General features: G+C 70.3%; 21 protein-coding genes. 14 read left to right on the top strand and 7 right to left on the bottom strand.

The features are described from left to right. Nucleotides 1-124: 124 nt before the first annotated feature. On the top strand, nucleotides 125-1,732 hold the full coding sequence (gene cimA, locus C3E78_RS11905) for a citramalate synthase (protein WP_268916150.1): 1,608 nt from the start codon (nucleotides 125-127) through the stop codon (nucleotides 1,730-1,732). A gap of 41 nt (nucleotides 1,733-1,773) precedes the next feature. Beyond that, nucleotides 1,774-2,532 carry a hypothetical protein gene (locus tag C3E78_RS11900; RefSeq protein WP_135804801.1) on the top strand — a complete coding sequence of 253 codons (759 nt, stop codon included), beginning with the start codon at nucleotides 1,774-1,776 and terminating at the stop codon, nucleotides 2,530-2,532. Here C3E78_RS11900 and C3E78_RS11895 read toward each other — a convergent pair. Then, on the bottom strand, nucleotides 2,529-2,972 hold the full coding sequence (locus C3E78_RS11895) for a GNAT family N-acetyltransferase (protein ID WP_108578641.1): 444 nt from the start codon (nucleotides 2,970-2,972) through the stop codon (nucleotides 2,529-2,531). The genes C3E78_RS11900 and C3E78_RS11895 overlap by 4 nt on opposite strands. Nucleotides 2,973-3,064: 92 nt before the next feature. On the opposite strand from C3E78_RS11895, the gene C3E78_RS11890 reads away from it, so the two are divergent. The 8 genes from C3E78_RS11890 (at nucleotide 3,065) to C3E78_RS11855 (ending at nucleotide 8,408) form a co-directional block, all read left to right on the top strand. Next, on the top strand, nucleotides 3,065-3,658 hold the full coding sequence (locus C3E78_RS11890) for a hypothetical protein (RefSeq protein ID WP_108578639.1): 594 nt from the start codon (nucleotides 3,065-3,067) through the stop codon (nucleotides 3,656-3,658). 107 nt (nucleotides 3,659-3,765) lie between these two features. Further along, complete coding sequence (locus tag C3E78_RS11885) at nucleotides 3,766-4,101, top strand: hypothetical protein (protein ID WP_108578637.1); 336 nt, start codon at nucleotides 3,766-3,768, stop codon at nucleotides 4,099-4,101. A 10-nt stretch (nucleotides 4,102-4,111) separates the two neighbouring features. Further along, nucleotides 4,112-5,671 (top strand): hypothetical protein, encoded by a 1,560-nt coding sequence (locus C3E78_RS11880; protein ID WP_108578635.1) that lies wholly within the window; start codon nucleotides 4,112-4,114, stop codon nucleotides 5,669-5,671. Continuing rightward, nucleotides 5,671-6,153: a hypothetical protein gene (locus C3E78_RS11875; RefSeq protein WP_108578633.1), complete on the top strand. Its 483-nt coding sequence runs from the start codon at nucleotides 5,671-5,673 to the stop codon at nucleotides 6,151-6,153. Before C3E78_RS11880 ends, C3E78_RS11875 begins: the two co-directional genes overlap by 1 nt. An 11-nt stretch (nucleotides 6,154-6,164) precedes the next feature. Further along, entirely contained in the window at nucleotides 6,165-6,554 is a 390-nt protein-coding gene (locus tag C3E78_RS11870; protein ID WP_108578631.1) for a hypothetical protein, read from the top strand. Continuing rightward, the gene (locus tag C3E78_RS11865; protein ID WP_135804799.1) at nucleotides 6,551-7,195 is read left to right on the top strand and encodes a hypothetical protein; all 645 of its coding nucleotides are present in this window, start codon (nucleotides 6,551-6,553) and stop codon (nucleotides 7,193-7,195) included. Before C3E78_RS11870 ends, C3E78_RS11865 begins: the two co-directional genes overlap by 4 nt. Next, nucleotides 7,192-7,806: a hypothetical protein gene (locus tag C3E78_RS11860; protein ID WP_108578627.1), complete on the top strand. Its 615-nt coding sequence runs from the start codon at nucleotides 7,192-7,194 to the stop codon at nucleotides 7,804-7,806. Before C3E78_RS11865 ends, C3E78_RS11860 begins: the two co-directional genes overlap by 4 nt. Further along, on the top strand, nucleotides 7,803-8,408 hold the full coding sequence (locus tag C3E78_RS11855; protein WP_135804798.1) for a hypothetical protein: 606 nt from the start codon (nucleotides 7,803-7,805) through the stop codon (nucleotides 8,406-8,408). The genes C3E78_RS11860 and C3E78_RS11855 overlap by 4 nt, the downstream gene beginning before the upstream one ends. A 15-nt stretch (nucleotides 8,409-8,423) precedes the next feature. Here the strand turns inward: C3E78_RS11855 and C3E78_RS11850 are convergent, their stop codons facing one another. Genes C3E78_RS11850 through C3E78_RS11835 form a run of 4 tightly spaced genes read right to left on the bottom strand, consistent with a single transcriptional unit; the run spans nucleotide 8,424 to nucleotide 11,346 of the window. Beyond that, a complete protein-coding gene (locus tag C3E78_RS11850; protein ID WP_108578624.1) occupies nucleotides 8,424-8,810 on the bottom strand; it encodes a Fur family transcriptional regulator in 387 nt (128 codons plus the stop codon). A gap of 9 nt (nucleotides 8,811-8,819) precedes the next feature. Next, nucleotides 8,820-9,659, bottom strand: a complete 840-nt coding sequence (locus tag C3E78_RS11845; RefSeq protein ID WP_108578622.1) for a metal ABC transporter permease — start codon at nucleotides 9,657-9,659, stop codon at nucleotides 8,820-8,822. Continuing rightward, nucleotides 9,656-10,423 carry a metal ABC transporter ATP-binding protein gene (locus tag C3E78_RS11840; RefSeq protein WP_108578620.1) on the bottom strand — a complete coding sequence of 256 codons (768 nt, stop codon included), beginning with the start codon at nucleotides 10,421-10,423 and terminating at the stop codon, nucleotides 9,656-9,658. Before C3E78_RS11840 ends, C3E78_RS11845 begins: the two co-directional genes overlap by 4 nt. After that, entirely contained in the window at nucleotides 10,420-11,346 is a 927-nt protein-coding gene (locus C3E78_RS11835; protein ID WP_108578618.1) for a metal ABC transporter substrate-binding protein, read from the bottom strand. The genes C3E78_RS11840 and C3E78_RS11835 overlap by 4 nt, the downstream gene beginning before the upstream one ends. A gap of 174 nt (nucleotides 11,347-11,520) precedes the next feature. Here C3E78_RS11835 and C3E78_RS11830 point away from each other — a divergent pair, with 174 nt between their 5' ends. Genes C3E78_RS11830 through C3E78_RS11815 form a run of 4 tightly spaced genes read left to right on the top strand, consistent with a single transcriptional unit; the run spans nucleotide 11,521 to nucleotide 16,021 of the window. Next, entirely contained in the window at nucleotides 11,521-12,906 is a 1,386-nt protein-coding gene (locus C3E78_RS11830) for a glycine--tRNA ligase (protein WP_108578616.1), read from the top strand. 25 nt (nucleotides 12,907-12,931) lie between these two features. Beyond that, entirely contained in the window at nucleotides 12,932-13,525 is a 594-nt protein-coding gene (locus C3E78_RS11825) for a hypothetical protein (protein WP_135804797.1), read from the top strand. 44 nt (nucleotides 13,526-13,569) lie between these two features. Then, nucleotides 13,570-14,712, top strand: a complete 1,143-nt coding sequence (gene dusB, locus C3E78_RS11820) for a tRNA dihydrouridine synthase DusB (RefSeq protein ID WP_108578612.1) — start codon at nucleotides 13,570-13,572, stop codon at nucleotides 14,710-14,712. 49 nt (nucleotides 14,713-14,761) lie between these two features. Continuing rightward, nucleotides 14,762-16,021, top strand: a complete 1,260-nt coding sequence (locus C3E78_RS11815; RefSeq protein ID WP_108578610.1) for a uracil-xanthine permease family protein — start codon at nucleotides 14,762-14,764, stop codon at nucleotides 16,019-16,021. A 248-nt stretch (nucleotides 16,022-16,269) separates the two neighbouring features. Here the strand turns inward: C3E78_RS11815 and C3E78_RS11810 are convergent, their stop codons facing one another. Beyond that, nucleotides 16,270-17,586 (bottom strand): PH domain-containing protein, encoded by a 1,317-nt coding sequence (locus tag C3E78_RS11810; RefSeq protein WP_108578608.1) that lies wholly within the window; start codon nucleotides 17,584-17,586, stop codon nucleotides 16,270-16,272. Further along, nucleotides 17,570-18,067 carry a PH domain-containing protein gene (locus C3E78_RS11805; protein ID WP_108578606.1) on the bottom strand — a complete coding sequence of 166 codons (498 nt, stop codon included), beginning with the start codon at nucleotides 18,065-18,067 and terminating at the stop codon, nucleotides 17,570-17,572. Before C3E78_RS11805 ends, C3E78_RS11810 begins: the two co-directional genes overlap by 17 nt. Nucleotides 18,068-18,087 lie beyond the last annotated feature (20 nt).

Below are 18,087 nucleotides of genomic sequence, written 5' to 3'. Positions count from 1 at the left end.
ATCTCGATCATTATCGACAGGCGCGCCGGGCACTGATTCCACGCCCCCGACGCGCTGCCTCCCATGCTCTGGGGGGCTTTTTTGTTGCCCGAGCCAGCCGATGACCGGACCGAAGGACGAAGCAGTGAGCGCAGGACACCAGCAGGCGAGCGACTTCCACGTCTACGACACGACGATGCGCGACGGCGCGCAGCAGGAGGGCCTCAACCTCTCCGTGCAGGACAAGCTCCACATCGCCCGCCACCTCGACGACCTCGGTGTGGGCTACATCGAGGGCGGCTGGCCCGGCTCCAACCCCAAGGACACCGAGTTCTTCGCCCTCGCGGCCAAGGAGCTCGACCTCAAGAACGCGACGCTGGCGGCGTTCGGCGCGACCCGTCGCGCGGGTGTGGAGGCGTCGCAGGACCCGTTGGTGCAGGCGCTGCGCGACTCGGGGGCGTCCGTGGTGACCCTGGTGGCCAAGAGCCACGACCGCCACGTGACCGAGGCGCTGCGCACGACACTGGAGGAGAACCTCGCGATGGTGCGTGACACCGTGACGTACCTGCGGGAGGGAGGGCAGCGCGTCTTCGTCGACATGGAGCACTTCTTCGACGGCTACCGGGCCAACCGCGACTACGCCCTGGAGGTCGTGCGGGCGGCGGGCGACGCGGGTGCCGAGGTCGCCGTGCTGTGCGACACGAACGGCGGGATGCTGCCGCACTGGGTCGCCGAGATCGTCGCCGACGTCGCCACGACGGGCGTACGCCTGGGGATCCACGCCCACAACGACACCGGCTGCGCCGTCGCCAACTCGATGGCGGCCGTGCAGGCCGGCGCGACGCACCTGCAGGGTTGCATCAACGGGTACGGCGAGCGCACGGGCAACGCCGACCTGGTCACCTGCGTGGCCAACCTCGAGCTCAAGCTCGGCGTCACGGCCCTGCCGGAGGGACGTCTCGCGGAGGCGACCCGCATCTCGCACGCGATCTCCGAGATCACCAACTACCCGCCGCACGCCCGCCAGCCCTACACGGGCGTCTCGTCGTTCGCGCACAAGGCCGGCCTGCACGCCAGCGCGATCCGCGTCGACCCCAACCTGTACCAGCACATCGACCCGGCACTAGTCGGCAACGACATGCGCCTGCTGGTGTCCGAGATGGCCGGGCGGGCGACGATCGAGCTCAAGGGCAAGGAGCTGGGCTACGACCTCACGGGCGACGCCGAGCGCCTGGGCCGCGTCACCGACCGGGTCAAGAGCATGGAGCGCGCCGGGTACACCTTCGAGGCGGCCGACGCCTCGTTCGAGTTGCTGCTGGCCGAGGAGATGGACGGCGTCCGCCCGTCGTTCTTCGACGTGGAGTCGTGGCGGGTGCTGGCGGAGTCGCGGCGCGGCGACGCAGCCGTGGCCGAGGCGACGGTCAAGCTCGTCGCCGGGGGAGTGCGCCTCGCGGTCATCGGTGAGGGCAACGGCCCGGTCAACGCCCTCGACCACGCGCTGCGGCAGGCGATCGAGCAGGTCTACCCGGACGTCGCCCAGTTCCACCTGACCGACTACCGGGTCCGCATCCTCGACCAGGGCCACGGCACCGATGCGATCACCCGCACGCTGATCGAGACCACCGACGGCAAGGACGTCTGGGTCACGGTCGGCGTGGGCGCGAACATCATCGAGGCCTCGTGGGAGGCTCTCGTCGACGCGCTCACGTACGGCCTGCGGTTGCACGGGGTCGAGCCCCGCATCAACGGCTGACTCCCGTTGCACGGGGGCCTCGGCGCTGGGACGGTGGAGGGGTGAGCGCACGAGGCGGGCGGCTGACGATGTTCCTGCCGGTCTTCGTCACGCTCACGCTCGGCGCGGTCGTCGGGCTGCTGGTGGTGGTGCAGGCGCAGCGGCAGGGCGCCCAGGTCGCGGAGGCCGACGAGGTGGCGACGCAGTACCTCTCCGAGGTCGGGACGTTCCGCGCCGAAGTCGCCCGCGAGGTGCGCGGCTCGAGGCAGGCCGACCCCGGTGACCTGCGCCGGGTCGTCCGCAAGGTGATCGCCGACCCGCCGCGGCTGGGCGACGCGCCGGCGTACGGCACCGAGCGGTCGGAGGTCTGGCAGGAGGCCGTCGCGACCCAGAAGACGCTGCTGGAGCCGTACCAGCGCCTGAGCCGCACGCTGCGGCGCGCCGACGCCGGGGTGGACTACATCGAGGCGGCCCGCAAGGTCCTGGGCATGCGGGCGAGCGACTACGTCGGCAGCGGTGTCCTGAGCACCAGCACGCCGGTCCGGGACCGGCTGATCCCTGCCTTCGTGCGGGCACTGGACGAGCTCGACGCCGTGCCGGTGCCGCAGGGGCAGCAGCAGCTCGCCGGCACGGTCCGGGGCGCTGTCCAGTACGTGATCGACCAGGCCACGGCGCTGGCCGACAGCATCGAGGCCAACCGGAGCTTCTCGTTCACGTACGCCGAGCAGTTCCAGACCGCGATCGACGCCGTGGACGACTACGCGACGGTCGTGGAGGGCGACGTCACCGAGGCGGTCAACGCGGTGACCGACCCGAGCTAGGACCCTGCGGGCGGGGGCGTGCGGCGCATCGGGACGTGGGGGATGCCGGCCTCCATGAAGTTGTCGCCCGTCCGCACGTACCCGTAGCGCCCGTACCACTGCTCGAGGTACGCCTGGGCGTTCAGCTCGATGGGCTCGTCGCCCCAGAGGCGGTGGCACTCCTGCATCAGCGAGCCCGAGAGGCCCTTGCCGCGCTGGTCCTTGCGGGTGCACACCCGCCCGATGTGCCGGACGCCGTCCTCGACGTACGAGCGCAGGTAGCTCGTCGGCCCGTCGCCGTCGGCGAGCCACAGGTGCGTCATGGTCGGCAGGAGGTCGCGGCCGTCGACGTCCTCCTCGTCGCACTGCTGCTCGACCGAGAACACGGCGTCACGGATCTTCCAGATGTCGTAGACGTCCTGGGCCGTCATCTCGTCGCCGGTCACGATGCGGATGCTCATGGGACGAGCCTAGGAGGTGTTGACGAGCAATCGCCTGCAGTGTCGTGCTGGAGCCGGGAGAATGGCCCGGAGGCCGAGGGGAGGGGGAGCTCATGGACGAGCCCGAGGTGGTGAGCAGCGTCTCCCGCTGGGAGTGGGATCGCTCGGAGGAGACCGTGACCCGCGTGCTCGGTCGCGCGAAGACGGTCACCTGGGCGTCAGCGGCCGGGTTCAGCGTCGTGCTGGTCTCGACGGGATGGGTGCTCGCGACCGGCATCCTACGTGAGTCCGCGGTGATCTACGGCGTGCTCGGCGGCGTCCTGTGCGGCTACCTGGTGCGAGCCGCGTACGTCGGGGCGGGCGTGCGGCGGGCCGTGGCCCCGGTGAAGGCCGCGATCGTTCCCGCGGCGGTGCAGCGGGCGTCCGAGGCGCAGCTCGTGTCGCTGGTCGTCAACGGGGGATCGATGTTCGATCCGTACGTTCTACTGCGCGCAGTGCCCGGCGACGCGCTCGTCGAGATCACCGGCGAGGACCTGGCCGCGCGGGACATGCCGCGGCCGGGCTTCTGGCAGCTGCTCATGACAGGACCGGACGGCACCTACTACGACGACGGGAGCGGCACGATGGCCCGGCCGGCCGACCACGTGTCCGGCGACTTCGGGGGCGGGGACATTGGGGGCGGCGGGGACGTCGGCGGGAGCCCCTGACCGACACACGGTGATCCCGTGCGGCCTCCGGGCGCCCATCGCGCGCACACGGCGACGAGTTGTGGCAATCTGTCTGCGACAGACCGTACCTGTTGGGGAGGCACGCGATGACGATGTTCACGTTCGAGGCCGTGGTGGCTGACATCACGGCATCCGCAAGCGGCATGACCAGTGCGGCCGACACGGTCAAGGCGGCCGATCCCACGGCCGGCCTGAGCAGCGTGAGCACGGCGCTGCCCGGGAGTGCCAGTGCTGCCGCTGCCACCGCGTTGTCGACCGCTTGGACCGAGCGGTTCGCCACGTGGGCGACCGACGCCACGTCGCACGCGACCGCGCGGACCAACAGCGCCTCGTCCTACACGCACGCCGACCACGAGGCGTCCATGCGCATGCAGGCCAATGCCGCCGCGAACCGTGGCCCTGCCATGGCCCAGGCGCGGTGAGCGTCGCGCCATGGTGACCATCGCCGAGCTCCTGACCTGGGAGTCCACGTCGCTCGACACCGCCGCCGACGGGTTGTACAACACGCGCCGGAACCTCATCGACCTGCAGGACGAGGTGGACGACTCGCGCGTGCCCGTGTCGTGGCAGGGCGATGCTGCCGCTGCCGCGTCGAAGGAGCACGCCCTGCTCGTGGACCGCCTCCGTGACGTCACTGCCGAGGTGGCCAAGGTGGCCGCGTCGCTCGACCTGGCGGGCAGCGACATCGCCGCTGCCCGCAAGGATCTCGAGGGTGCGATGGACACCGCGAGCAAGCACGGGTTCACCGTCGACACGACCAGCGGTCAGGTCACCGACCCCAAGACCTACGACGACGAGTCGATCTTCGAGCGCATGTCGGAGGAGCTCACGCTCACCACCGTCGCGTCGCAGATCTCGGCCGCCCTGACGAAGGCGGCGGATGCGGACGCCGATCTCGCCCGCGCGATGACGGCAGCCGCGGACGGCACGATCGACGGCGGCGACGGCTCGCTGTCCAACGCGGGCGACCAGCTGCCGTCGGCCCTGGACGGCATGACGGACGCTGAGCTTGCGGCGAGGTACGGCGAGGACGTGGTCCTCGACACCCTGCGGGCGTGGCTGGGCATCGAGGCCGAGCTCGCGACGTGGGAGATCGAGGGGTACGCCGAGGCCCAGTACCAGGTCATGGGCGACGGCAAGGTCGTGATGGCGCTGACCTTGGAGGCGGGGCTCGGGCGCGAGATCAGCGTCGGCGGGTCGGATGTCGACGCATCGGCCGGCGCCACCACGACGCTGGAGCTCACCTTCAAGGACCAGGCGGAGGCCGACGCGTTCCTCGCGGGTCTCGGCGAGCAGGCCGGCGATATCGGCATCATGGACGTGGGCAACGTCCCGGGGAAGGTCGCGCAGAACGTTGCCGACTACGTCCTGGATCAGGACATCACGAGCTTCAAGACCGGTGTCTATGGCAAGGCGAGTGTCGAGTTCGAGTCAGCCCTCGCGTCGGGCGAGGCAGAAGGGCGCGTCGACGGCTACTACGACTGGGTCAACGAGGAGTACGGCCTCAAGATCGCGGCATCGGCCGACGCGGACCTGGGACCCGAAGGATCCGGCGTCTCGGGTTCGGGATCCCTGTCGGGCGAGGTCAAGTTCAAGGACGACGGCATGTCCGAGGCGACCTTCGAGGGTCGGATCAGCGGCGCGGTGGCCAACGAGAAGCTCGGTCTGGACCTGCCTGCCAACACGTCCACGGGTCAGGGCGTCGACGTCCAGCTGAAGATGAACGAGGACAACCCTCGGTTCGCCGAGTTCAGGGACGCCATCAGCAACGGTGACGTCGACGGTGCCATCGACATCGCGTACGACGACGCCGAGGTGACCGTGCGGTCGACCACGACCGAGACCTATGCCAGCGAGGAGCACGGCGTCGACATCAAGGTCGCCGAGCTCGAGATCGAGTACGGCGCCGAGGGGGAGCTGGCCAACCGGGTCTGGGTGCGTCAAGGCGGCCAGGGATACTGGGTCGACATCGATCCGAAGGCGGTGCGCTGATGACAGGGACGGGCTCGATCGAGCTGACCCGGGCTCTTCTTGGTCCGGTGAGCCTTCCGACACCGGCCGGGATCGTCTCGCGCCAGGTCGACGCCACGACCGGCCACCTGTGGCACTGGCAGGGTGACGGCAACCCGTTGCTGAGCCTGCTCGTGGGCGTCCGCTCGACGCGTCTCGGCACGCCGACAGGACCGGAGCGGGCGCTCGGTCCGGCGATCGCCGAGCTCTCCGACCGTGTCGACCAGGTCATCGAGGTGCGCCGACCGGTCGAGGTCGCGGTCGAGGGGGCGCTCGGCTCGAGCGCGGCTGTCGTCACCGCAGTGCTCGGTGGCCGAGAGGCCCGCATCGCGCTGGTCCTGAGCACCGACGGCACGTGGATGCACCGCGTCGAGATCGCTGTTCTCGACACCGACGAGGGCCGGGCGGCCCAGGAGCAGATCCTGGGGGCGATCCGGGTCCACCCGTGGGAGCGCCCCGCGTGAAAGGTTGCCTGGTGATCGTCGGGTTCCTCCTGGTCGCCGGTGCCGTGGCGATCGGTGTCGTGATCGCTGTGGAGAGGACCGGCGCCTCGAAGAACGCGCCGCTGACCGCGACGACCACGCAGGTCGAGTACACGTCGTACGACCCGGAGACGCGCAGCTCCAGCAGCGGCGTTGGACGAAGCACCATCGAGGGCGCGAACGTCCGGTACCGGTACAGGGCCGAGGGGCGATGGTTCGAGACCCAGGACCCGATCTGGAAGCCGTCGGCACGCCTGGCGGATCGCGCGGTGTGCTTCGACCCCGACGATCCCGCCGCGCACACGCTCCGCGGCAACACCGACACCCCGTGTGGTGAGGGCAACCACGGCGCGGTGCGTCGCGCGAAGGCGGTGACGCCATGACGAACGAGAGGAAGGCAAGGACGTCGATGATGGGTCGTTCGAAGCGCGTCCGAGGGCTGCTGGTCGGCCTCGTGCTCACGGTGTCGGGGTTGTCGCTGACGGCGTGCAGCGGCTCGGATAAGGAGCAGCAGAAGCCGGCTGCAGGCGCGTCCACGGCAGCAGCAGAGGGATACCCGTTCGACACCTCGGACGGCGGGGACGACCTGCTCTCGGCTGCGCGGACATCCTTCAGCTTCGGCAAGGACGCGCCGACGTCGTGGCGCTTCCCGGCGTTCTACGCCGACGGCGAGACCGACGAGACCTCGGGCACGATCAAGGTCGACGGGGTGCGGTACGGCATCCAGGTGGTCGCCGGGACCGGAACCACCCCGCAAGCGCGTGCCGAGAAGCTCGCGGCTCAGCTGGACGTCGGGAAGGACGGAATCCACGAGGTCAGCCTCGGTGGGCGGGTCTGGGTCGCGGTCGTCGACGAGGGCACCTCGCTGTCCCAGGTCGTTCTTTACGGTTCGTTCCCCAGAGGCGTCGTCGCCGGCGCGGGGTTCAGCGCTGACGTCCCGCTCAAGGACATCCCGGCCGAGCGCATCGACGAGCTGCACCAGATGGTCCAGTCGATCGAGATCGAGGCAGGCAGCTCGGGATGACGGTGCGTGTGGTGTGGACTCGCCGGCTGGTGAGCGGCGTCGCGGCGGCAGCGCTGAGCGTGTCGCTCGCATCGTGCAGCGACTCGGAGAAGGAGCAGAAGCCGGCCGCAGGTGCGTCCACGGCAGCAGCAGAGGGGTATCCGTTCGACACCTCTGACGTGGGCGACGACCTGCTCGTCGACAAGCGGTCCAGCTCGACGTTCGGTGGCAAGGCGCCGATGTCGTGGCGGTTCCCGACGTTCTACGCCGAGGGCGAGACGGACGAGACCTCGACCACGATCGAGGTGGACGACGTGAGGTTCGGTCTGCTGGCGGTGGCAAGCACCAGCAGTACGCCCCGGGCCAAGGCCGAGGAGTTCGCCTCGCGGCTGCGTCTGGGCAAGGGGGGCGGGATCTACGACGTCACCATCGGCGGTCGTGACTGGGTCGCGGTGGTTGACGACGGAGACGATTTCTCGCAGGTCGTCCTGCTCGGTGCCTTCCCCGGACAGATCGTGGCGGGTGCCGGCTTCACCGCCCAGGCCCCGCTCGCGGACGTCCCGCCCGAGCGCATCGACGAGCTGCACGAGATGGCTCAGTCGATCGAGGTCGAGGCCGGCAGCTCGAGATGACGGGGCGTGCGGCGTGGAGCCGCCGGCTGGTGAGCGGCGTGGTGGCGGCGGTGCTGAGCGTGTCGCTCGCATCGTGCAGCGACTCGGACAGGGAGCAGAAGCCCGCGGCCGGTGCGTCCCGGGCAGCTGAGCAGGGGTATCCGTATGACACCTCGAACGTGGGCGAAGATCTGCTGGCTGCCGAGCAGACCAGCCACACCTTCAGGTTCGGCGGCGACTCGCCGATGTCCTGGCAGTTCCCGGCGTCCTATGCGGAAGGCAAGGCGGACGAGACGTCGAGCTCGGTCGAGATCGACGGTGTGCTCTACGGCATCCGGGTCGTCGCGGGGGTCGGCACGTCTCCGAGGGAGCAGGCCGAGGAAAGTGCGAAGGGCCGCGGCGTAGCGATCCAGGAGGTTCGACTGGGTGGCCGGGACTGGCTCGCCGTGGTCGACGACGGCGAGGAGTTCAGCAATGTGACGCTCTTCGGATCGTTCCCGGGGGGAGTGGTCGCCGGGGCGCTGCTCAGCGCCAGCGCACCGCTGAAGGACGTCCCAGCCGAGCGCATCGACGAGCTGCACCAGATGGCTCGGTCGATCGAGGTCGGCTCCACCTCGCGCTGACCCGCCGGGCGGCCCCTAGGCGCAGTTCGCGCAGGTGCCGAAGATCTCGAGGGTGTGTGCGACGTCGCGGAAGCCGTTCTCGCCGGCGATCTTGTCGGCCCAGCGTTCGACGGTCGGTCCCTCGACCTCCACGGTGCGCCCGCACGATCGGCACACCAGGTGGTGGTGGTGCCCGGCGCTGCACTGGCGGTAGAGCACCTCGCCGTCGTCGTTGCGCAGGGCGTCGACCTCGGCCGCGTCGGCGAGAACCTGCAGGCTGCGGTAGACCGTCGACAGGCCGACTGACTCACCGCGCTGCTTGAGGATGTCGTGGATCTCCTGGGCGCTCGCGAAGCCGTCGAGATCCTCCAGGATCGCGACGACGGCACGTCGCTGGCGGGTGTTGCGGGGTGCTTCGACCATGACTTCTCCTCAGCCCGAACCTACTGGACGGCGGCGGGTCCCGGTCCGCCTGAGCACGGTGCCGACGAGGGCGGCGACACCGAAGATGACGAGCGCGAGCATGACGATCGTCGGGCCCGGCGGGGTCTCGGTCTCGTAGCTCGTCACCAGGCCGCCCAGCGCCGCGACGAGACCGATCACCATGGACGCGAGATGCGTCGTGCGGAAGCTCCGGGTGAGCTGCTGGGACGCTGCGACCGGGACGACCATGAGCGCGGAGACGAGCAGCAGGCCCACCGTGCGCATCGCGACGGTGATCGTGACGGCGGCGAGCACCGCGATGAGCAGGCTGTACGCCTTGACGGGGACGCCGCTGACGCGCGCGTGCTCCTCGTCCTGGCACACCGCGAACAGCTGGGGCGACAGGCCGATGGTCAGCGCGATGACGATCGCCCCGAGGACGCCCACCAGCACCAGGTCGCCGGAGGACACCGTGAGGATGGACCCGAACAGGTAGCTGTTGAGCGACGCGGCGCTCTCGCCGGCGAGGTCGATGAGCAGCACGCCTCCGGCGATGCCGCCGTAGAACAGCATCGCGAGGGCCACGTCGCCACTGGTGCGGCCGAACATGCGCAGCAGCTCGATCAGCACCGCGCCGAGTGCCGCGACGATCACCGCGGTGAGGATCGGCGCGACGCCGGTCAGCAGACCCAGGGCCACACCGGTGAGCGCGACGTGGCCGAGACCGTCGCCCAGCAGCGCGAGGCGGCGCTGCACCAGGAACGTGCCGATGGCGGGCGCCGCCAGGCCGGTGAACACGGCGGCGACCAGCGCGCGCCGCATGAAGTCGTAGTCGAGCAGCTCGATCATCGCCAGATCCCTTCGCCGCCGAGACCCTCGGGGAGGTGCGGTCGCCCGCCGTGCGGGTGCACGTGGGCGTGGTCCTCGCCGATGAGGCTGTCGACCGGCCCGTCGTACGCGACCGTGCCGTCCTGCAGGACGACCGCGCGGTCGATCAGCGGGCGCAGCGGGCCGAGCTCGTGCGCCACCAGCAGGACCGAGGCCCCGTCGTGGACGAGTCCGCCCAGCAGCTCGGCCAATGACTCCTGGTTGTCGTGGTCGACGCCGGCGGTGGGCTCGTCCATGACCAGCAGCTCGGCCTCCGAGGCCAGGGCGCGGGCGATCATCACCCGCTGCTGCTGACCGCCGGACAGCTCGCTGAGCGCCGAGCGCGTGCGCGTGGCCATGCCGACCCGGGAGATGGCCGCATCGACCGCGCGGACGTCGGCCTTCGTGCGGCCGCCGAAGAACCGGCGATGCGCCAGGCGCCCGCTCATCACGACCTCCTGCACGGTGGCGGGGACGCCCGCGACCGCGCGCGAGCGCTGCGGGACGTACCCGAGCCGGGCGCGGTCCTTGAAGTGCTCCAACCGCGTGCCGAACAGCTCGACGGTGCCCGAGGCCATCGGGACCAGGCCGATCGCGGCCCGGACCAGCGTCGACTTGCCGGAGCCGTTGGGTCCCAGGAGGGTCACGAACTCACCGGCGAACACGTCGAGGTCCACCTGCCGGAGGACAGGTCGACCGTCGAGTGTCACGGTCATGCCGCGGACGGCGAGGGGTTGCTCGGTCATGAACAGCTGTTGGCCTTCTGGAGGGCGGCGAGGTTCTTCTCCATCAGCGACACGTAGTCCTCGTCGGACGTGTCGTCGGAGAGTCCCTCGATCGGGTCGAGCGTAGCGGTCGTGGCCCCGGTCTCCTTCGCGATGGTGTCCGCGATGGCGGGGCTCACGAGCTCCTCGGTGAAGATCGTGGTGATGCCCTCGCGCTTGACGAGCTTGGTGATGTCGCCGAGCTGTGACGGGGACGGCTCGTTGGTCGGGTCGATGCCGGCGATCGGCTCCTGGTGGAGGTCGTAGCGGTTCGCGAGGTACTTGAACGCCGCGTGCGTGGTCACGATCGTGCGACGCTCGCAGGTCTTGAGCCCTTCGGTGAACGACGCGTCGAGCTTCTTCAGCCTGGCGACGAGCGCGTCGGCGTTGGCGCGGTAGTCCTCCGCGTGGTCGGGGTCGAGCTTGGACAGCCTGGCGGCCACCGCCTCGGTGATCCTCACCATGTTGGTCGGGTCGAGCCACGTGTGCGGGTCCTCGTCGCCGTGGTCGTGATCCGCGTGGTCCTCCCCGTGCTCGCCGGCCTCGTCATCGGCCGGGAGCAGGTCGAGCTCGGCGTCGGCGTCGACCGTGTCCTCGGTGGAGCGACCGGCCTGGTCCACGGCCTCGTCGACCGCGGCCTGGAAGTGCTTCTCGTAGACGACCAGATCCGCGTCCTGCACCGCGGCGACCTGCTTGGGCTTGAGCTCGAGGTCGTGGGGCTCGACGCCGGGGGAGGTGAGGTTCTGGACGTTGACGAAGGAGCCCCCGACCTGCTCGGTGACGAACGCGAACGGGTAGAAGGAGGCGACGACGCGCGTCCGTCCGTCGTCGTTCGCTGTCGCCCCGCATGCGGCAAGGAGGGTGACGAGCGGGGCGATCGCGAGCAGGCTCAGGGACTTCCTCATGAGAACGATTCTCAGTCACAGTGGGAATCATTGTCAAATCGTGCTGCGACGGCGCGACCGCGCCGCGAGGGGCGGAGGATCACGCCGCTAGGCTTGAGCGCACCCTCGGGCGTACGTCATCACGATGACGTGCACAGGCCCGCCGACACCCAGCCGGATTGGAAACATCCCCTCATGGCATCAACAGTCGACAACGTCATCAGCCTCAGCAAGCGCAGGGGATTCGTCTACCAGTGCGGCGAGATCTACGGCGGCACCAAGTCGGCGTGGGACTACGGACCGCTCGGTGTCGAGCTCAAGGACAACATCAAGCGGCAGTGGTGGCGCTCGATGGTGCAGGGCCGCGACGACGTCGTGGGCCTCGACTCCTCGGTCATCCTGCCGACCGACGTCTGGAAGGCGTCCGGTCACCTGTCGGCGTTCGTCGACCCGCTGGTCGAGTGCCGGCACTGCCACAAGCGCTACCGCCAGGACCACCTGCAGGAGGCGTACGCCGAGAAGAAGGGCATCGACGACCCCGACTCGGTCGACATGACCCTCATCGTGTGCGCGAACTGCGGCACCCGCGGCGAGTGGACCGAGCCCCGGATGTTCAACGGCCTGCTCAAGACGTTCCTCGGCCCCGTCGAGTCCGAGGAGGGCCTGCACTACCTGCGCCCCGAGACCGCCCAGGGCATCTTCATCAACTTCCTGCAGGTGATGACCACCTCGCGCAAGAAGCCTCCGTTCGGCATCGGCCAGATCGGCAAGAGCTTCCGCAACGAGATCACGCCGGGCAACTTCATCTTCCGCACCCGCGAGTTCGAGCAGATGGAGATGGAGTTCTTCGTCGAGCCGGGCACGGACGAGGAGTGGCAGGAGACCTGGATGAAGATCCGGATGGACTGGTACACCGGCCTCGGCATCAACCCCGACAACCTGCGCTTCTTCGAGCACCCCGCCGAGAAGCTCTCGCACTACTCCAAGCGGACCGTCGACATCGAGTACCGCTTCGAGTTCGCCGGCTCCACGTGGGGCGAGCTCGAGGGCATCGCGAACCGCACCGACTTCGACCTCAAGACGCACGCCGAGCACTCCGGCAAGGACCTGCAGTACTTCGACCAGGCCGCCAACGAGCGCTGGACGCCGTACGTCATCGAGCCGGCAGCGGGCGTCAACCGCTCCATGATGGCGTTCCTCATCGACGCGTACGTCGACGAGGAGGTGCCGAACGCCAAGGGCGGCACCGACAAGCGGACCGTGCTGAAGCTCGACAAGCGCCTTGCTCCGGTCAAGGCCGCAGTGCTGCCGCTGTCGCGCAACGAGGATCTCTCGCCCAAGGCGCGTGCGCTGGCCGCGGAGCTCCGGGGCTTCTGGAACGTCGAGTTCGACGACGCCCAGGCCATCGGCAAGCGCTACCGCCGTCAGGACGAGATCGGCACGCCGTACTGCATCACGGTCGACTTCGACACCCTCGAGGACCAGGCCGTGACGATCCGCGACCGCGACACCATGCAGCAGGAGCGCATCGCGCTCGACCAGGTGACGTCGTGGCTCGCGGCGCGCCTTCCGGGCTGCTGATCCTCCCGTGCCGCACAATCGGCGCGTGAGGACACGAAGGATCGCTGCCGTCGGGGTGGCCGCCGCGCTGGTGCTCGGCGGCTGCTCCTCGGACTCGGAGCCGGACGAGAAGACGAAGGCGTCGGACGCCGTCGCCGTGCCGAAGGGGTTCGACGTGCCCGCGGGCGTGACGCTGACCCCCGGTGGCACGAAGCTGGCCCAGGGCAAGCCCGCGAGCGTGGTCCAGCAGGTCGGTGACCGTGCCGCGAGCGCGGTCACCGTCACGGTGGCGCGGGTGAAGAAGGGATCGATGAAGGACTTCCAGTTCTTCTCCCTCGACGCGGAGACGAAGAGGTCGACGCCCTTCTACGTCACCGTCAAGGTCAAGAACGAGGGCCCGGCCGGGCTCGGCGGCGCCGCGGTGCCGATCTTCGCGCACGACGACAGCAACACCCAGCTCCCCGCCAACGACATCGTCGGGACGTTCAAGCCGTGCCCGCGGTCCACGCTGCCCAAGAGCTTCCTGCCCGGCGCCTCGGCGAACCTGTGCCTGGTCTACCTCCTCCCGCGCGGGCGCAAGCTCGTCTCGATCGACCTGCAGCCCGGCTCGGCCAAGGACGCCGTCACCTGGCAGCCCTGACGCCGCGCGGCACGGCGCTCGGGCCGGTGCGCGACAATGGAGTCATGTCGATCGCCACGATGCCCCGCACGCTGCGGCTGGGCGACCTCGAGGTCGCCACGCCGGTCGTCCTCGCGCCGATGGCAGGGGTCACGAACGCGGCGTTCCGCCAGCTGTGCGCCGAGCAGGGGGCAGGGCTGTACGTCTGCGAGATGATCACGTCCCGCGGCATCGTCGAGGGCGACAAGACGAGCCTCGCGATGCTGACGTTCGCGCCCAACGAGACCTATCGGTCCGTGCAGCTGTACGGCGTGGACCCCACGACGATCGGCCGGGCGGTCGAGATCCTGTGCGCAGACCACGGTGTCGATCACGTCGACCTCAACTTCGGCTGCCCGGTGCCCAAGGTGACCCGCAAGGGCGGGGGAGCGGCCCTGCCGTGGAAGGACGTCCTGCTCGGGCAGATCCTGACCGCCGCCGTCGCCGCTGCCGCGCCCTACGGCGTCCCGGTCACCATGAAGACGCGCAAGGGGATCGACGACGACCACCTGACGTACCTCGACGCGGGCCGCATCGCCCAGGACACCGGCTGCGCCGCGATCGCCCTGCACGGCCGTACCGCGGTGCAGCACTACTCCGGCCGGGCCGACTGGGAGTCGATCGCCGAGCTCAAGTCGTCCGTCGACATCCCGGTGCTCGGCAACGGCGACATCTGGGAGGCCGCCGACGCGATCCGCATGGTCGAGGAGACCGGGTGCGACGGCGTGGTTGTCGGCCGCGGGTGCCTGGGACGTCCGTGGCTGTTCCGCGACCTGGCGGCGGCGTTCTCCGGCGAGACCGTCGTCGGTCTGCCGCGCCTGGGCGAGGTCACCGCGGTGATGCGCCGGCACGCCGAGCTGCTCGCGGGGATCATGGGTGAGGAGCGGGGTTGCATCGAGTTCCGCAAGCACATCGCGTGGTACCTCAAGGGATTCGCCGCCGGCAAGGACGTCCGCAGCCGCCTGGGCATGGTGTCGTCGTTCGCCGACCTGGACGACCTCCTGGGCCGGCTCGACCCGACCGAGCCGTACCCGGTGGGTGAGCTGGGCACGCCGCGTGGACGTCAGGGCACTCCCAAGAAGGTGTCGGTGCCCGACGGCTGGCTCGACTCGCGCTCCATCAGCGCACCGCTCGACCCGCTCGCCGAGGATGGCACGTCGGGCGGATAACCTCCTCCAGGCGCGGTGCGCCGCTGTCACAAGAAGAGAAGGACGCCTCATGCCTCTGCCCTGGACCCTGCACGGTGACGGCCGGACGATCACCGAGGGCGAGATCGTCGCCCCGGGCGAGCGGCTGAGCTGGCCTCGGACCATCGGCTTCGGCGCCCAGCACGTCGTCGCGATGTTCGGCGCGACGTTCCTGGTGCCGATCATCACCGGCTTCCCGCCGTCGACGACGATCTTCTTCTCCGGCGTCGGGACGCTGTTGTTCCTGGTGCTGACCGGCAACCGGCTGCCGAGCTATCTCGGCTCCTCCTTCGCGTTCCTCGCCCCGATCGCCGCCGCGAAGGCCGGCGGGGACGACATCGGGACGGCCCTGTTCGGCGTGGCGGCCTGCGGCGTGCTGCTCGCACTCGTCGGCGTCCTCGTCCTGTGGACCGGCACGGGATGGATCCAGTCGCTGATGCCGCCGGTCGTCGCCGGCTCCATCGTCGCGCTGATCGGCTTCAACCTCTCCGGCGCCGCGACGGACAACTTCGAGCAGGCGCCCTGGACGGCCCTCGTGACGCTGGCCGTGGTGCTGCTGGTCGCTGTGTTCGCGCGCGGCCTCGTGGCCCGGCTCTCGATCGTGATCGGTGTGGTGGCCGGGTACGTCGTGGCTGCGTTCGCCGGAGCCCTGGACTTCACGGAGGTCAAGAAGGCCGCCTGGGTCGGGCTGCCCGAGTTCCAGTCGCCCGAGTTCGCGTGGTCGGTGCTGCCGGCGTTCCTGCCGGTCGTGCTGGTGCTCATCGCCGAGAACGTCGGGCACGTGCGCAGCGTGGCCCAGCTCGCCGAGGACGACACGATCAACCAGACGACGGGCCGAGCGCTGCTCGCGGACGGCCTCGCCACGACCCTCGCCGGAGCCGCGGGCGGGTCGGGCACCACGACGTACGGCGAGAACATCGGCGTGATGGCCGCGACCCGCGTCTACTCGACCGCGGCCTACTGGGTCGCCGGCATCCTGGCGATCCTGCTGGGGCTCTCACCCAAGATCGGCGAGGTCATCCGGACTGTGCCGCCCGGAGTGCTCGGCGGCGTGACCGTGGCGCTCTACGGACTGATCGGCATCATCGGCATCAAGATCTGGATCGACAACAACGTCGACTTCTCGAAGCCGGTCAACCAGTTCACCGCCGCAGTGGCCCTGGTCATCGGCATCGGCGACCTGCGGATCGTCGTCGGGGACATGGAGTTCACCGGCATCGCCCTCGGCGCCATCGCCGCGATCGTGGTCTTCCACGTCATGACGACGGTCGAACGCGCCCGCGCCCGCTAGCCGTCCCCGTTCCCCGCGTGGCCGCGGTGGATGTGCCACCTTTCCCGCGGGCCGCGGTGGATGTGCCACCGTTCCCGCGGGCCGCGGTGGATGCGCCACCGAATGAGGGCTGAAACGGGCCTATTCGGTGGCGTATGCACCGCGCCCGAGCCATTCGGTGGCGTATGCACCGCGCCCCCGGGCATTCGGTGGCGTATGCACCGCGCCCCCCGGGCATTCGGTGGCGTATGCACCGCGCTCCCCGGGGGCTAGGCGCGCGAGGCGCGGGCCCGCTCGAGCTGCGCGACCAGGGCGGCGCGGGCGTCGTGCTCGTCGAGGTGCCGGCCGTCCGCGTCGACCGGGCCCTTCGGGGTGTGCACCTCGACCGTCGCGACGTGGAGCCGCCGCTGGAGGGGCCCCTGTCGCAGCTCGACCGACTGGGTCTTGGAGTGCGGGACGATGCTGGTGCGCCGCTGGACCCAGCCCTCGTGCGCCACGAACGCGGTGTCGTCCGCCGCGATCCACCGGTTGCGCCAGCCGATGGGCGCGAACACCCACGAGCGCCTCGGTGCCCGGGTGCGGACGAGGTCCGCGGTGGTGGTGCCGGGGATCAGCTCGTCGATCACCGCGGCGGCCAGGACGCGGTCGGCGATGGGCAGCAGCGTCGACGAGGAGTCCTCCTGCTGCTCGGAGTCGTGCTCGGCGTACCCGGCGACGTCGACCTCGAGCCGCTGCCAGCCCAGCCGCCGCCAGACGAACGGCTCCTTGACCGCGACGCCCTGCACGCGGGCGAACGGGATCGTCTGGGACGTCCGGGAGAGCAGGCCGCGCTCGATGCGCAGCCCTCGCTCTCCCCGCGAGAGGGTGAAGTCCCACTGCTGGAGCACCCGGTGGGCGACGATCTGCCCGAGCCACGAGGCCAGCGGCAGGACACCACCGAGCAGCACCACGACCTGGCCGAACCAGATCATGAGCACGACGAGCGCGACCGAGCCGACCGCGGCGAAGAGGAAGTCCAGGGAGAGCACGGTGCCGAGCACGACCCGCTCCGGCGGCACGACCGTGATCGCGGTCCGGTGCTCCTCGGTCGCCGCCTCGACCTCCTCGCCGTGGGCGCGCGACAGCAGCACCTGCCGCAGCGTCGCGGCGTCCGCGAGCCGCAGGAACCGCAGGGACGTCCGCGAGTCCCTGCCGCCGGCCATCTCGATGCGCAGCTCGGCCAGCGCGAGCACCCGCGCGACGAGGGGTTGTGCGATGTCGACGGACTGGATCCGCTCGTACGGGATCCGGCGCGAGGCCTTGGTGACGACGCCCGAGCTGATCCGGAGCTCGGCGCCGTCGATCACGTAACGGGTGAACCGCCAGGAGACGAAGCCCAGGAGCAGGCCCAGCACGAGCCCGCCGGCGAGCGCCGCCAGCAGGCTGAGGAACGGGTTGAGGTCGCCCCACCCGTCGCCGGTGAAGATCGACCCGACCAGGCCGACCGACGCGGCCGCGGCCCAGCGCGCCCCCTGCACCACCGCGGTCAGGGGGTGGGTGCGAAGGCCCGCGATCTCGGGGGCCGCGACGTCAGAGACCGGCGCCACGGGCCTCACCGAGCTCGGTCAACCGGTTGCGCAGCCGCGTCGCCTGGGCCGCGGGCAGTCCCGGGATCTCGGCGGCCGTCTCGGGGCTCGCGGTGTGCAGCGTGACCGTCGCGATGCCGAACGCCCGCGCGATCGGTCCGGCCTCGACGTCGACGAACTGCATGCGGCCGTACGGGATCGCGACGAGCCGCTTGAACATCACGCCGCGGGTGACCAGGAGGTCGTCCGCGTTCTCGGCGTAGCCCCAGCTGCGCTGGTTGCGTCCCGCCCACACCCAGGTCCAGCCCGCGCCGGCGAGGCCCGTGACCAGGAGGGCGGCACCGAGCACGGTGGTCCAGGAGCCGAGGCGCAGGACGACCAGGACGAGGCCGGCCAGCGCGAGCGCCACGAGGAGGGGGACCAGCAGGATCCGGCGGACGGTGGCGAGCCGGGGAGAGACAGGCTGCCAGGTGCCCTCGACCGGGGCGAAGAGTCCGTCCATCACGCCAGCGTAGCCATGGG

It is taken from the genome of Aeromicrobium chenweiae (genome assembly GCF_003065605.1).
Classification (GTDB): Bacteria; Actinomycetota; Actinomycetes; order Propionibacteriales; family Nocardioidaceae; genus Aeromicrobium; species Aeromicrobium chenweiae.
The sequence above is the reverse complement of the archived record's forward strand: the minus strand, read 5'-3'. Positions and strand labels throughout refer to the sequence as shown.